The 13,982-nt window shown below is 60.0% G+C and carries 12 protein-coding genes; 11 read left to right on the top strand and 1 reads right to left on the bottom strand.

Features of this window, described 5'->3' with window-relative positions; translation table 11 throughout:
- Nucleotides 1-106: 106 nt before the first annotated feature.
- Nucleotides 107-415 carry a YkvA family protein gene (locus tag RY831_RS15415; protein ID WP_326507259.1) on the top strand — a complete coding sequence of 103 codons (309 nt, stop codon included), beginning with the start codon at nt 107-109 and terminating at the stop codon, nt 413-415.
- An 89-nt stretch (nt 416-504) separates the two neighbouring features.
- Here the strand turns inward: RY831_RS15415 and RY831_RS15410 are convergent, their stop codons facing one another.
- Nucleotides 505-1,323: a metal-dependent hydrolase gene (locus RY831_RS15410; protein ID WP_326507402.1), complete on the bottom strand. Its 819-nt coding sequence runs from the start codon at nt 1,321-1,323 to the stop codon at nt 505-507.
- Nucleotides 1,324-1,454: 131 nt separating this feature from the next.
- Between RY831_RS15410 and RY831_RS15405 the strand changes: the two genes are divergently transcribed.
- The 10 genes from RY831_RS15405 to RY831_RS15360 all read left to right on the top strand — a co-directional run bounded on the left by RY831_RS15405 (nt 1,455) and on the right by RY831_RS15360 (nt 13,941).
- Nucleotides 1,455-2,081 (top strand): TetR/AcrR family transcriptional regulator, encoded by a 627-nt coding sequence (locus RY831_RS15405; protein ID WP_326507258.1) that lies wholly within the window; start codon nt 1,455-1,457, stop codon nt 2,079-2,081.
- A gap of 36 nt (nt 2,082-2,117) precedes the next feature.
- On the top strand, nt 2,118-2,534 hold the full coding sequence (locus tag RY831_RS15400; RefSeq protein WP_326507257.1) for a DUF1294 domain-containing protein: 417 nt from the start codon (nt 2,118-2,120) through the stop codon (nt 2,532-2,534).
- A 364-nt stretch (nt 2,535-2,898) separates the two neighbouring features.
- On the top strand, nt 2,899-3,864 hold the full coding sequence (locus RY831_RS15395) for a Tim44 domain-containing protein (protein ID WP_326507256.1): 966 nt from the start codon (nt 2,899-2,901) through the stop codon (nt 3,862-3,864).
- Nucleotides 3,865-4,247: 383 nt separating this feature from the next.
- A complete protein-coding gene (locus tag RY831_RS15390; protein WP_326507255.1) occupies nt 4,248-5,327 on the top strand; it encodes a porin in 1,080 nt (359 codons plus the stop codon).
- Between the two features lie 96 nt (nt 5,328-5,423).
- Complete coding sequence (locus RY831_RS15385) at nt 5,424-6,464, top strand: ABC transporter substrate-binding protein (RefSeq protein WP_326507254.1); 1,041 nt, start codon at nt 5,424-5,426, stop codon at nt 6,462-6,464.
- A gap of 74 nt (nt 6,465-6,538) precedes the next feature.
- Nucleotides 6,539-7,324, top strand: coding sequence for an ABC transporter ATP-binding protein (locus RY831_RS15380; RefSeq protein ID WP_326507253.1), 786 nt, complete (start codon nt 6,539-6,541; stop codon nt 7,322-7,324).
- A 54-nt stretch (nt 7,325-7,378) separates the two neighbouring features.
- Complete coding sequence (locus RY831_RS15375) at nt 7,379-8,134, top strand: ABC transporter permease (protein ID WP_326507252.1); 756 nt, start codon at nt 7,379-7,381, stop codon at nt 8,132-8,134.
- 398 nt (nt 8,135-8,532) lie between these two features.
- Nucleotides 8,533-10,239, top strand: a complete 1,707-nt coding sequence (locus RY831_RS15370) for a TolC family protein (RefSeq protein WP_326507251.1) — start codon at nt 8,533-8,535, stop codon at nt 10,237-10,239.
- Nucleotides 10,239-11,003, top strand: a complete 765-nt coding sequence (locus tag RY831_RS15365; RefSeq protein WP_326507250.1) for an efflux RND transporter periplasmic adaptor subunit — start codon at nt 10,239-10,241, stop codon at nt 11,001-11,003. The genes RY831_RS15370 and RY831_RS15365 overlap by 1 nt, the downstream gene beginning before the upstream one ends.
- A 55-nt stretch (nt 11,004-11,058) precedes the next feature.
- The gene (locus RY831_RS15360) at nt 11,059-13,941 is read left to right on the top strand and encodes a cadherin-like domain-containing protein (protein ID WP_326507249.1); all 2,883 of its coding nucleotides are present in this window, start codon (nt 11,059-11,061) and stop codon (nt 13,939-13,941) included.
- Nucleotides 13,942-13,982 lie beyond the last annotated feature (41 nt).

Genomic DNA, 13,982 nt, shown 5'->3' with positions numbered 1-13,982 from the left:
TACGCAGTGCATCGGCCGGCATGCGAGTTTCTATGGCACTTTCCTCCCGGACCGCGGCCTAAGCTTGCTGGCACGATGTGCGTGCTTATCCTGATGGAGTGTTGCCATGTTCTTGCGTTTGGGTCGCCTGTTCCGGACTGTCGGTCGTGAAATCGTTGTGCTGTGGTATGCCTGCCGTAATCCGGCGACACCCGTGGTGTTCAAATTTGCGGCATTGCTGCTGGGTTTGTATGTACTGAGCCCGATCGATGTGCTGCCCGACTGGTTGGCGCTGCTGGGCCTGACCGATGATGTGGCGCTGCTGGCGCTCGGCATTCCCGCATTGCTGCGTTTGATGCCCGAGCACGTGCTGCAGCAGGCGCGTTCGGCGGCGGATGGCGTGATATCGCGCTCGCGCGCGGGTTCGCGCGGCTGACTAGACTGAGCAGCGATTCGCCAATGCAACAGGTCCTGAGCGGCGTCATACCGCACAGGACCTGTTTTCATTCAGGCGCCTGTTTTGTTTTATGCGCCGACCGGCGTGTATTCGCGCGCATTGTCCTGCAGCCACTGCCGCGACAGGTCGCTCTCCTGCTGGCTGGGATGAAAATCGCGGCGCAGATAGTCTTTCCACGGCCCATAGCTCTGCCGGATCAAGCCGCGCTTGCCGAACAAGTATTCGCCGGCGCTCTTCCAGGTACTCCACTTCCACAAGGTGCCGTCGCGCCGCAGGTTTTCCACCGTCTGGCGTAGCGTATCGCCGAGAAAGATCAAGGTGATCCGGCGGAACCAGGTGATTCTCCACGCATGCGAGCCGCCGAGCGCCTGGTACAGGTCGAATGCGGTGCTCTTGTGTTCCGATTCTTCCGCGCTGTGCCACAGCCACATGGTCTTGAGACGGGCTTCGCTGCCATCGAGACGGTCGTGATTGCGCAGCATCCATTCGGCGAAGATCGCCGTGAAATGTTCGTTGGCTGCGGTAATCGCCAGCCAGTGGCGCGGATCCTTGCCTTCCATTAATTTCAGCCGCTTCAATGCGCGCGGTGCCCAGGCATTGACCAGCCCCTGCTGTTCCAGATGACCATTGAACAGCGCATGGATGCGGCGATGTGTGGCTTCCTGCCCGACGAAGCCTTGCACCTCGCGCTTGAAGCGCTCTTGCTGCTCCGGGGGCAGCGCCTTGAAACCGTTGCGCACCGAGTCGATAAAAAATTGTTCACCCACCGGAAAGCTCATCGACAAGGCATTGAACAAGGCAGTACGGAAAGCATCGCCACCGCACCAGTGGCGGGCGAAGGGCGTTTCCAGATCGATCAGCAGGCGGCGCACGACAAGCTCGGTCATCATCAGGCTCCAGCAAAATAATTGACTCGGTACCAAAAAGTACCGTTACCATCATGGTGGAGTAGCGCGCCGGTACTGTCAAGTACCGATCTTGCTGCTATGCAATTTTCAGCGTAACAAGAACAATCAAGATGACAGTCGCATCGAGAGAACAGCAGAAAGAGCAGCCGAGAGAACCCCAAGCGGTTCCGCATACCCATCGTCACCGCTTGCTGGAAGGCATGGCCCATGCCGTGGCAATCAAGGGATATGCGGCGACCACGATTGCCGACATCGTGCGTGAAGCCGCGGTGTCGCGGCGCACCTTCTACGAATATTTCAGCACCAAGGGCGATTGCCTTATCGCTTTGTACACTGCGGCCAGCCACAATGCGCTCGACGTGCTGCGCAATGCGATCGATCCGTCTCACGACTGGCATGAGCAGGTGGAAATCGCGATGAAGGCCTATTTCGATTGCCTCGCGCAAAACCCGGTCCTGATGCGCACGCTGTTCATCGAGATTCTTGGCCTCGGTCCGGATGGACTGGCGGCGCGCAGGCGCGTCAATGAAGAAATCGCCGATTTCATGCTCAAGGTCATCAATGCTCATGCATCCGCGCCGCAGCGCCGCGAGCCGCTTTCCGCGGAAATGGCGATGGCCGTGGTCGGCGGCATCAATGAATTGATTTTGCAGGCGATCGAACAAGACCGGGTCGCCGACCTGCGCAAGCTGACCGCATCGGCCATCCAGCTGATTAACGCCGTAACCCGGGAATGATTTGCCCGCATTCCTTTACCGACTCCGCAAACCATTGTGAAAAAAGCTGCTACCCGGAGCCGGCGCACGCCGGTGGTCGCGCCGCGCCGCGAAAGCAGGGCGCCACTGCTGCTCGCCGCACTGTTCATCGCCTTCCTTGCCGGTGCCGCATGGTTTGCTTATCTGCCACCGGTGGTGCCCGCCGCATACGGCATCTTCAGCATCAGCGCCTTTGCGGTGTATGCGATCGACAAGTCGGCGGCCCGCCACGGCAGATGGCGCACCCCCGAGAAGACGCTGCACCTGCTGGCGCTGATCGGCGGCTGGCCCGGCGCGTTGCTGGCGCAAAGGATCTTGCGCCACAAGTCGCAGAAGCCTTCGTTTCAGTCGGCTTTTCTGCTGACCGTGCTGGCGAACTGCGCGATGTTGGGCTGGTATCTCTACCCGAGGTTCATGCCGATCGCTGCTTCCTGAGATCCGGCTTGTCCTTCATCGCGCCCGCCAGGTTCTGGCGAATGCTGAAATAATCCGGCCAGGGAGCGCGCTTCAGTGCCTCCAGCCCGCCGGCCAATGTATACGCATCACCGATTGCCTTTCTACATGACGCGTGTCATGAAGTTATTCCTTCTAAACTAAAACCGATTAAAACGTCGATGGTTTGACATCAGCCGCAAAGCCGAGTACCACCATGAATAAATTGTAATATTCAGTATAAGACGAAGAAGGCGTCAATATTAATTCGCTTTTTATATTGATCAGACTCGCGTACTATGGTTGCGCTGCGAAGAGTTCGGAAATGCTTCCGCCTCGCGCACGATGACTAACTTCTGGAGGAAACATGAAAAAATTCTTGGCTACCGTGATGGTTGCCGTCAGTGCGCTGTCGATAGGAGTGATGTCCGAAGCCGAAGCCAAGCGTCTCGGCAGCGGCGGTTCCGTCGGCAAGCAGTCGTCGCAACCGTACAGCCGGCAATCCACAACGCCCGCGCAGAACCAGGCCGCGCCTGCAGCCTCACAGGCTGCCCCGGCGGCCGGTGCTGCGGGTGCGACCGGAGCAGCCGCGGCGGCAAAGGCGTCCAGCCCGTGGAAAGGCATCCTCGGCGGAGCCCTGCTCGGCCTTGGTCTCGGCGCATTGCTGTCGCACTTCGGTCTCGGCGGTGCACTCGCAAGCGCAATCAGCACCATGCTGATGATCGCCCTGCTGGCAGGCGCGGCGTTCTTCATCTATCGCATGCTGACCCGCAACAAGCGCAACGGCACAGCCCAGGCAAGCGGCATGCAGCCTGCCTATGCGGCATCGGGCACCACCTCGGCACGTGTTGGCACTCCCGAGATCGGGTCGCGCATTGAACCGGTGCAGCCCGCCGCACTGCAATCACCGATGAGCTCGGCATCAGCCGCGGCGGTGAACGATGCACCGCAGGGAAGCATTCCTGCCGATTTCGACACGGCCGGTTTCCTGCGTCATGCGAAGACCTATTTCATCCGCCTGCAGGCGGCATGGGACAAGGGCGACGCCAATGACCTGCGTGAATTCACTTCGCCCGAGATGTACGCGGAACTGAAGATGCAGCTGCAGGAGCGCGGCGCTTCGGCCAACCATACCGATGTGGTTTCGCTCAACGGCGAACTGCTGGGCATCGAAACCGTGGGTAGCGATTACCTGGCCAGCGTGAAGTTCAGCGGCATGATCCGCGAAGCGGACAATGCGCCCGCCGAGCCGTTCACAGAAATCTGGAACCTGTCCAAGCCGGCTGCTGGCGAGGGCGGCTGGGTGCTTGCGGGTATCCAGCAGGTGGCGTAAGCATGCCGGGTCCCTTCGGCCGGAACATCGGCTGAATGGGCAACCCAAACCGAAGCGCTTGTTGATAGTGCTTCGGCTCCATCCGAAAGGGCCGGGAAACCGGCCCTTTTTTTATATGTAAATTTCCTTTCTCCTGGCATGCTCTGGATGCTCATGCAGGCGCCGTATTGGTGCGCACATGCATTCTTCCGCAACACGTCGCACCATGATGGGGCGGCATGTTTTCTCCTCCTTCATTTTGTGTACAAAAAAAGCGTACTAAATACGTGCCCAATGCGCCCCGGCGCGGGCACGGGATTTGCTGACTGGAAAGGATGTCGTCGCTGGCATCTGTGCGAACGCGAGCGGCGCACCAGACAATCATCCATCATCGAAGGACAGAAATGAAGAAAGCGCAAGCAGCATTGGGACTGATCGCATGCATGACAGCCGGTAGCACCCTTGCCCAGAGCAATGTCACGGTCGGCGGACTGGTCGACAGCTTTGCCGGATCGCTGAAGTACAGCGGAGATGCCGGCCGCCGCGCGGTCGTCGGCAGCGGCGGCATGACGACTTCCTGGTTCGGTTTCAAGGGCGTGGAAGACCTCGGCGGCGGACTGCGCGTCGAATTCGCGCTGACCGGTTTCTACCGCGTCGACACTGGCGAGAGCGGACGCTTCGGCGGAGACAACATGTTCTCGCGCGACGCCAACGTCGGTATCGCCGGCGGCTTCGGCAAAATCCAGCTTGGACGCGGCCTCGCACCCAACTTCCTGCCCACCGTGCTGTTCAACCCCTACGGCGACTCCTTCAACTTCTCGCCGCTGGTGGTGCATATGAACGTGCCTGCCGGCGCCTTCGGCGCGCGCACCTGGACCGCTGCCAATGCCGGCGATACCGGCTGGAGCAACCAGATCATCTATACCACGCCGAAGCTGGGCGGCCTGACCGCCAACCTGCATTACCAGTTCGGCGAGGTCGCGGGTTCCACCGGCCGCAACAACATCGGCGTCAACGCGCTGTACTTCAGCGGACCATTTGCCGCCTCGGCTTTCTACCATGATGTGCAGATCGCCAATCCCAACCCGGGTGCGGTCATCGACGCCACTGCGCCGTTCGCAGCGATCAATCGCCAGAAGGCTTACTTCGTCGGCGCCAGCTACAACTTCGAAGTGGTCAAGCTGTTCGCCACCTACCAGCGCAACGAGGACGATACCGCCACTGTCGCGGAACTGACCGACAAGATCTACAGCATAGGCGCCAGCGCGCCAGTCGGGCCGGGTTCCGTGCTGCTCGCCTACGCGCAAACCAAGCGCGCCGGCTCGCTGATCGGCGGCGCGGAGCGCGAGCGCGACACCTTCTCGATCGGCTACGACTATCCGTTCTCGAAGCGTACCGACCTCTACACCGTGGCGATGAGCGACAAGATCACCGGCGCATCGCGCGCGACGAGCTACGGCATCGGCCTGCGTCACAAGTTCTGAATCCGTCCAAACCGATGCGGCGCGCATGCCTCTTGCATGCGCGTCCGTCACGATGCCGCCATGAGGCGGCATCGCGCACCTGAAAGGAATCATCATATGCGTTCATCACGCCCATCCATCTTCTCGCGCTGGGCAGCCGGCCTGTTGCTCGGCGCGTTGGCATTGCCCGCGCTGGCCCAGGAAACCAAGGTCAAATTCCAGCTCGACTGGCGCTTCGAAGGCCCGTCCGCGCTGTTCCTGGTCGCCAAGTCCAAGGGTTACTTCGCGCAGGAAAAGCTGGACGTGACCATCGACGCCGGCAATGGCTCCGGCAATGCGGTCAACCGGGTGGCCTCGGGCTCCTATGACATGGGCTTCGCCGATCTGGCGGCGCTCATGGAATTCACCGCCAACAACCCGACCGCGCCGACCAAGCCGGTGGGCGTGATGATGGTCTATAACGACACGCCGGCCGCCGTGCTCGCGCTGAAGAAATCCGGCATCAGGGCGCCAGCCGACCTGACCGGCAAGAAGCTGGGCGCACCGGTATTCGATGCCGGCCGCCGCGCCTTCCCGATCTTCGCCAAGGCCAACCAGCTCGACGCCGCCAAGGCCAACTGGATCAGCATGGATCCGCCGCTGCGCGAAACCATGCTGGTGCGCGGCGATGTCGATGCGATCACCGGCTTCACCTTCACTTCGCTGCTCAATCTGAACGCGCGCGGCATCAAGGACGAGGATGTGGTGGTCATGCCCCTGCCGCAATACGGCGTCAAGCTGTACGGCAATGCCATCATTGCGTCGGATGCCTTCGTCAAGCAGAAGCCGGAAGCGATCAAGGGCTTCCTGCGTGCTTTCGCCAAGGCGGCCAGGGATGTAATGGCCAATCCGGAGGAGGCGATCAAGAGCGTCAAGGAGCGCGACGGCCTGATCGACGAGAAGCTGGAACTGCGCCGCCTCAAGCTGGCCATCGCCAGCTCCATTGCCACCGCCAACGCGAAGGCAGAGGGTTTCGGCCAGGTATCCGCACCGCGCATGTCGCTGATGGCATCGCAGGTTTCTGATGCCTACAACACCAAGACGCGCGTCGATCCTAACGCGATCTGGAACGCCTCGTTCCTGCCGTCCAAGGCGGAACTGAACGTTTTCCCCAAATAAGCGCTCCGGTCATCGAGCCTGACTAGCTCTCGCCACGACGGCGAGGGCGTTTTTACGAGTATGCGAGCAATACCATGTCCGCCACCTTTGTCGATTTCAATCATGTCTTCCTGGCCTACGACGGCTCTTCCGAATTCGCGGTGGAAGACATCAACCTGCAGACGCGGCAGGGCGAATTCATTGCCATCGTCGGCCCCTCAGGCTGCGGCAAGTCCACCTTCATGAAGCTGGCCACCGGCCTCAAGCCGCCGACTCGCGGAAAGGTGGCCATCGACGGCGCGCCGGTGACCGGTCCGCTCAAGATCGTCGGCATGGCTTTCCAGGCGCCCACGCTGCTGCCCTGGCGCACCACGCTGGACAATGTGCTGCTGCCGCTCGAAATCGTCGAGCCCTACCGCAGCAACTTCAAGCGCGAGAAGGCGAAGTATGTCGAGCGCGCGCTGGCGCTGCTCAAGACCGTCGGCCTCGACGGCTATGCGGACAAGTTTCCGTGGCAGCTGTCCGGCGGCATGCAGCAACGGGCATCGATCTGCCGCGCGCTGATCCATGAGCCGAAGATGCTGCTGCTGGACGAGCCGTTCGGCGCGCTCGATGCCTTCACGCGGGAAGAGCTGTGGTGCGTGCTGCGGGACTTGTGGAACGAGCGCAAGTTCAATGTCATTCTGGTCACCCACGACCTGCGCGAAGCCGCCTTCCTCGCCGACACCATTTATGTGATGAGCAAGCGCCCCGGGCGCATCGTGGCGCGCAAGGAAAATCCGCTGGCGCAGCCGCGCGATCTCGAGGTTACGTACACCGAACCGTTTTCCGAGCTGGTGCATGAACTGCGCAGCCATATCGGCCGCGTGCGCAGTGCATGACCCACACGATGTACATGACGCGCACGCTCCGTAAATCCGCATGACAGGCCAACCATGACTTCCAAATCCATCAAGACCTTCGCCCCCTGGGCGCTCCTGATCGCCATCCTGATCCTCTGGCAGATCATTTGCAGCGCCTTTTCGGTTTCCGAATTCATATTCCCCAGCCCGTATGCGATCGGCCAATCGATGGTCGAGTTCGCCGGTCCGATCGCCAGCCATGCCCTGAGCACCTTCTGGGTCACCATGACCGGCTTTGCCATCGCGGTGGTGGTCGGCGTCGTGCTCGGCTTCATCATCGGCTCCTCGCCGGTGATGTATTCGGCGGTCTATCCGCTGATGACCGCCTTCAATGCCCTGCCCAAGGCGGCCTTCGTGCCCATCCTCGTGGTCTGGTTCGGCATCGGCGCCGGGCCCGCAATCCTCACAGCGTTCCTGATCTCTTTCTTTCCCATCATGGTCAATATCGCCACCGGACTGGCGACGCTGGAGCCGGAACTGGAAGATGTGCTGCGCGTCCTCGGCGCCAAGCGCATGGATGTGCTGCTGAAGGTCGGCCTGCCGCGCTCGATGCCGTATTTTTTCGCTTCCCTCAAGGTGGCGATCACGCTTGCCTTCGTCGGCTCCACCGTGTCCGAAATGAATGCCGCCAATGAAGGGATCGGTTACCTGCTGGTATCGGCAGGTTCTTCGATGAAAATGCCGCTGGCCTTCGCCGGGCTGGTGGTAATCGGCGCAATGGCAATGGCGATGTATGAATTGTTTGCCATCATCGAGAAGCGCACGACTGGCTGGGCGCATCGAGGATAAAAAACTGCGGGATCGCGCGCCCCTTTCCCTTCGATGAGGTTTCCTTGTTGAAATTAGCGTAAGTTAAACGACGTTTTCCAATAGTTGCCCTCAAATAGTTGCCGATTCTCCATAGCAACTTTCCTTTCGGTAAGCTAACATACCGGGAACGACTTTTGGTTTGTTCCCGGCCCAGCCCCGCCACAGTGACAGACCTCGTGAATTTCCGCTTCGAAGCTGCGTGTTGCTTTTAAAGCAAACAATAAACGACGACTATCGCTTCAGATTTCCGCCTGTGGTGCACCGGCTTTTGAGCGCTTGATATGGCATTGTTGGACAGGTATGTCAGCGCGACCATGTCGTGCTGACGGGGGAGTTCTGAGTGTGGTCATTTTTTCGACCGACGAGCACTTCTCTCCATGACTGCCTTTCTCCCGCGTTTGCATAGCACCCGCCCAGTTTTCCCGGTTCGCATCGCCATAGCTGCTGCTGCCTTGCTACTTACCGCCTGCGGTTCGGTACCCGTGCGGCCGCTGACCCAGGACGATCTGGCACGCCAGACCGCAGCCGACCGCATGGCAGCCCAGGAAGGAGTCGAACCGCTGTCAGGTGAATTGTCGATGGACGAGGCAGTGGCCCGTGCATTGAAGTACAACCTGGACCGACGCACCAGGATGATGGAAGAGGCCCTTGCCTTGAACCAGCTGGATGCATCGAGCTGGGACATGCTGCCGCGCCTGACCGCAAGCGCCGGCTACTCGTCCCGCAATAAAAACCTGATCACCCGCAGCGAGGATTCGGTCACCGGCCTGCCTTCGCTGGCCAATCCCTACATTTCCTCCGAACGCAGCCACGCGGTATATGACCTCGGACTGACATGGAACCTGCTCGACTTCGGCATGAGTTATGTCTTTGCCAAGCAGCAGGGCGACCGCGTCATGATCGCGACCGAACGTCGCCGCAAGGCGATGCACACCCTCATTCAGGATGTGCGTACCGCGTTCTGGCGCACGGCAAGCGCGCAGAAACTGCGCGACGATGTCAAGCAGGCCATCGCTTTGGCAGAGGGCGCATTGCAGGACGCGCGCAAGGCGGAAACGGAACGCGTGCGTTCCCCGATCGATGCGCTGCGCTACCAGCGCCAGTTGCTGGAAAACCTGCGCCTGCTGGAAAGCATCGAGCAGGAGCTGTCCTCGGGACGCATTGAACTCGCCAGCCTGATGAACATCCCGCTGCATCAGGAATTCCGTGTTCAGGAACCGAACGACAACGTCGATGCCTCGCTGCTCGAAGTGCCGGTGCAGCGCATGGAAGAAGTTGCGGTGACGCAGAACGGCGACATCCGCGAACAGTTCTACACCAGCCGCATCGCCGTCGAGGAAACGAAGCGCACCATGCTGCGCATGTTCCCGAACCTGTCTTTCAACTACAACATCAAGTACGACACCGACCGCTTCCTGATCAACAACCAATGGAATGACACCGGCCTGCAGCTGTCGTACAACCTGCTCAACCTGCTCTCCGCGCCGACGCAGAAAAAACTGGCTGACGCCGGCGTCAAGCTGGCGGACCAGCGCCGAATCGCCGCCCAGATGACCGTGCTGACCCAATTGCACTTGTCGCGCCTGGCCTACCAGATTGCCTATCGACAGTATGTGCGGGCCGACCAGGTCTGGCAGGCCGATGCGAAGATTGCGGAACATATCAGGAACCGTGAAACCGCCGAAACCCAGAGCAAGCTGGAGCAGGTCGCCAACAGCACGACCGCGATTCTGAGCCTGTTGCGTCGATATCAGTCCCTGTCGCAGGTGCAAGCCGCAGGCAGCAAGCTGCAAGCCACGATGGGCCTGGAGCCGGTCATCGGCAGCGTCACCGACATGTCGCTGCAGGAGCTGACCAGGACCGTGGGGCAGTCCATGCGCGAATGGAGCAAGCAGCTGGATGCACCGCAGCCGGTGCAACCCCTTCCCGCCAAGCCGCTGAAAACCGGCGCGGCCCGGGAGCGGACGATGGAGCAAGACGTGGAAGGCCTTGCCTTGAACTTGAGCCATGAACTGGCGCCGGCAACCCTCGCCGGGATTGCGCCGTCGCCTCAAGTGCTTGCATTGCTGAGTGGAGAGCAATAATGCGCGGAAATGCAATTGTCGCAATGCTGCTTCTCGCCGTCACAAGCGTCCATGCACAGCAAATCCCGCCGGCCACTCCCAAGCCGGCACTGGAGAAACAGGAAATCCGCGCGCAGCTGACGCCGCGCCGCTTCACCACCATCGCTGCCGAGGTCGGCGCCAAGATCAGCCGCATTAGCGTCGTCGAAGGCGGCCGTTTCAAGGCCGGCCAGACGCTGGTGTCGTTGGACTGCTCTCTGCAAAACGCGCAGCTGCAGAAAGCCAAGGCTTCGCTGACCGCCGCCGAGCGCACCTATGCCGGCAACAAACGCCTGTCCGAGCTCAATTCCGTCGGCAAGGTCGAGCTGGAAGTCTCGGAAGCCGAAGCCGCCAAAGCCAAGGCCGAGGTGTCGCTGATGAATGTATCGCTCGACAAATGCCATATCGGCGCGCCCTTCGCCGGCCGGGTCGTCGAGCAGCGCGTGCGCGAGCAGCAATACGTGCAAGCCGGCCAGCCCATGCTCGACATTCTCGATGACAGCGTGCTGGAACTGGAATTCCTGGTGCCGTCGCGCTGGCTGGTGTGGATGAAGGCGGGACATGCGTTTCAGGTCCGCATCGATGAAACCGGAAAGACCTATCCGGCCAAGATTCAGCGCATCGGCGCGCGGGTTGATCCGGTCAGCCAGTCGGTCAAGGCGGTGGCTGCCGTCGACGGCAGCTTTCCCGAATTGATGGCGGGCATGAGCGGCAAGGTCGCCATCGTTCCGCCAGCGGGGCAGTAAGACAAGGCAAGACAAGACAAGCGGGAAGCGTATCTCCGTCCACTGGAGCATCAACATGACAATGAATAACAAAAATCGCCGGAAACTCGTTCGCAACAAGCCGGCACCTTTTGCGCTTGAAGCCAGGATCATGTTTGATGCGGCGGCGGTGGATACGGCCATGGCGGCGAAAAACACGGCGGATGTGCCTCCACCGGAAGCCGCCGCGACGGTAAGCGGCCCTAGCATTCCGCCTGTATGCGATGCAGCAGTGCACGCGCCTGCAATGGATATTGGTTGGCATGCCGCTGAAGGCGCGGCACAGATATTCACTGCGGATGCGGGTAATGCATCGTTGGCAGAAGCGAGCATGCGCGCCGAGCAAATCATTCGTGAATTCTTGGACTCGGACAAGGCGGAACAGTCATTGTTCAGCCTCTTCAACGCAGGCCAAAGCGAACCTTCGCAAGCATGGAAGGAGAGGGCGCAGGCACTTCGTGCCGAAGTTCTGGAAGGAAGCTTCTCAATCCAGGTAAAAACCATCAGCAATGATGAAATCGGCGGGGTTTTCGCCGCGTTCGCCGCACACGGACTGGGGGGGAAACCAACCATCTTCATCAACCAGGACTGGCTCGAACGGCAGCCGGGAACCGATGCGGTAAGCCGCGTACTGATTGAGGAATTCGGCCATGGCATCGATCAGGCGCTCAACGCTGAACGGGACACCGCCGGTGATGAAGGCGAGGCGTTCGCGGCACTGATACTCAATGCCAGCTTGAGCGATAGCGAACGTGCGCGCATTGCAACGGAAAACGATTATTCGACCATCCATGTCAATGGACAGGCCATCGAGATCGAGGAGGCGTCGATTACCTTTTCGGCCGTTTATCAGGGAACGCCGAGTGCCTTGAGTGAAGAGGCGAACGAAGTCAGCGGCACGGTTGCGGTCGCGGGGACCAATTTCAAGTTCACCTCGGGCAATCCCAGCGACCCGTATTTTTCGGGTAATAACGTTGCCGGCACCCTGAGCTACGTCGATACGGCAACCAAGACGGTGAAAACGATCAATGGCGTGGTCAGCCGTCTCGTCAAGACCGGCAGCACGGTCGAAGGTTTGTATTTCTATGCTTTCGGCAGCGATGGCAAGATCGGCACCGGCGATACCGGCGAAACCGCCTATCTGCTCTGCCTCGACCCCGGCAAGTTTGCGCCGAACGGTACCTACAAAACGAGCAGCGATCCGGTCGATACGGCGATGAACAAGCTGATCGTTCCGAACAGCGCACCCGTGGCCGCAAACGACAGTGCGGCCATGCTGGAAGATGCATTGTCTGCCGTCACCGGCAACCTGCTCGCCAACGACACCGACGCCAACGGCGATGCGCTGAGAATCACGCAATTCGTCGTTGGAGGGCAGGCATATGCCGTCGCAGCCGGTGCAACGCAGTCGGCCACCCTGGCAGGCATCGGTACTTTCACGATCGGCAGCGATGGCAGTTACAGTTTCTCCCCGGTTGCCAATTATGCCGGTGCCGTGCCGGCTGTCACTTATACCGTCAGCGACGGCGCTGCCAGCACGACCGGCAGTTTTTCGGTACGTATCACCCCGGTCAACGACGCGCCAGCAGGCACGGACAAGAGCTTGAGCATCAAGCTGGGAACGGCCTACACCTTTTCCGCTGCGGACTTCGGCTTCAGCGATGCGAACGACACGCCCGCCAACACATTCTCGGCAGTGCAGATCAAAACCTTGCCTGTCGCCGGTACATTGACATTGAACAGCATCGCGGTCACGGCCGGGCAGGAAATTGCCGTCGCCGATATTTCCAGACTGAAGTTCACCTCCAGCAGTGCCGGGAGTGCATCCTTTACCTTTCAGGTCAGGGACAACGGCGGCACCAGCAATGGCGGCATTGATCTCGACCAGTCACCGAATACCATCAGCTTTACGATCAACGCCGTCAACCAGAATCCGGTGGCGGGCGCGGGTACGGCAACCGCAGTCGAAGCGGGTGGCGTCGCCAATGCCACCGCCGGTAGCGATGCCGCAGGAAACCTGATCACGTCATTTGCAAGCGATCCGGATGCCGGCGATACGCTGACGCTGGCATCCGTGAGCAGCGCGGCCGAGTCCAAGGTGATCGCAGGCTCCGGGAGCACGTCGATACAGGGCATCTACGGAACGCTCACCATCGCGGCCAACGGCGGCTATACCTATCAGGTTTCGAACACCGCTGCGGTCGCACAGGCCTTGCTGAACAATAGCGGTACGGACGTCTTCCGCTACACCGTCAAGGATGCGGCGGGACTGACCTCCACCAATACGTTTACCGTCACGGTCAGCGGGCGGAACGATGCGCCGGTGGCGGTTGCGGATTTCAATACTGCGAAGGAGCCCGACGGAGGCACCAGCTATACAGGTGTTGCGAGCGGTAATGTGCTGGCCAACGATACGGATGTGGATGCGGGGGATACGAAGACGGTAGTTGGTCTTACTGCCACAGCGACAGCATCTGCGACATCGTCGGGAAATAGCAATCTAATCACGATTACGTCACTAGGCACTCTTTCATCAAATAAGAGCGCAGACTATGTAAATGTTGGAGATGTGTTGCAAGTCACAAGTGGTAGTTCCACGCTCTATGACAAAAATCCTTCGAATCTGTCGAACCGAGTGACTGTGACTTCTGTAAATGCTTCAACCAAAACCATAACGTTGAGTACGACTGTTAGTATTCCAGCAGGTGCAACAATCCAATTTTGGGAGCCCAATCCTGGCGGCCAAATTTCAGGAAGTAATTACTTCCAGACAGACGGAGGTTCGGTCGCCAGTTCAAATTCCTCTGCAACCGTATTTGTATCAAACATCACGGGCAGCATCCTAACGGGCATGACCGTTACAGGAACAGGCGTACCAGCAAGAGCTATAGTCGGATCTGGTGTACGGGCTGAGCTCTGAAGGTGGGGAGGAAGGCGGTGGAGATTTTGTTGGACAATTTG

Source organism: Noviherbaspirillum album (genome assembly GCF_035916955.1).
In the GTDB taxonomy this organism is placed as follows: Bacteria; Pseudomonadota; Gammaproteobacteria; order Burkholderiales; family Burkholderiaceae_D; genus Noviherbaspirillum; species Noviherbaspirillum album.
Note: the sequence above shows the minus strand (reverse complement) of the source record. Positions and strands in the feature narration are given on the sequence as shown.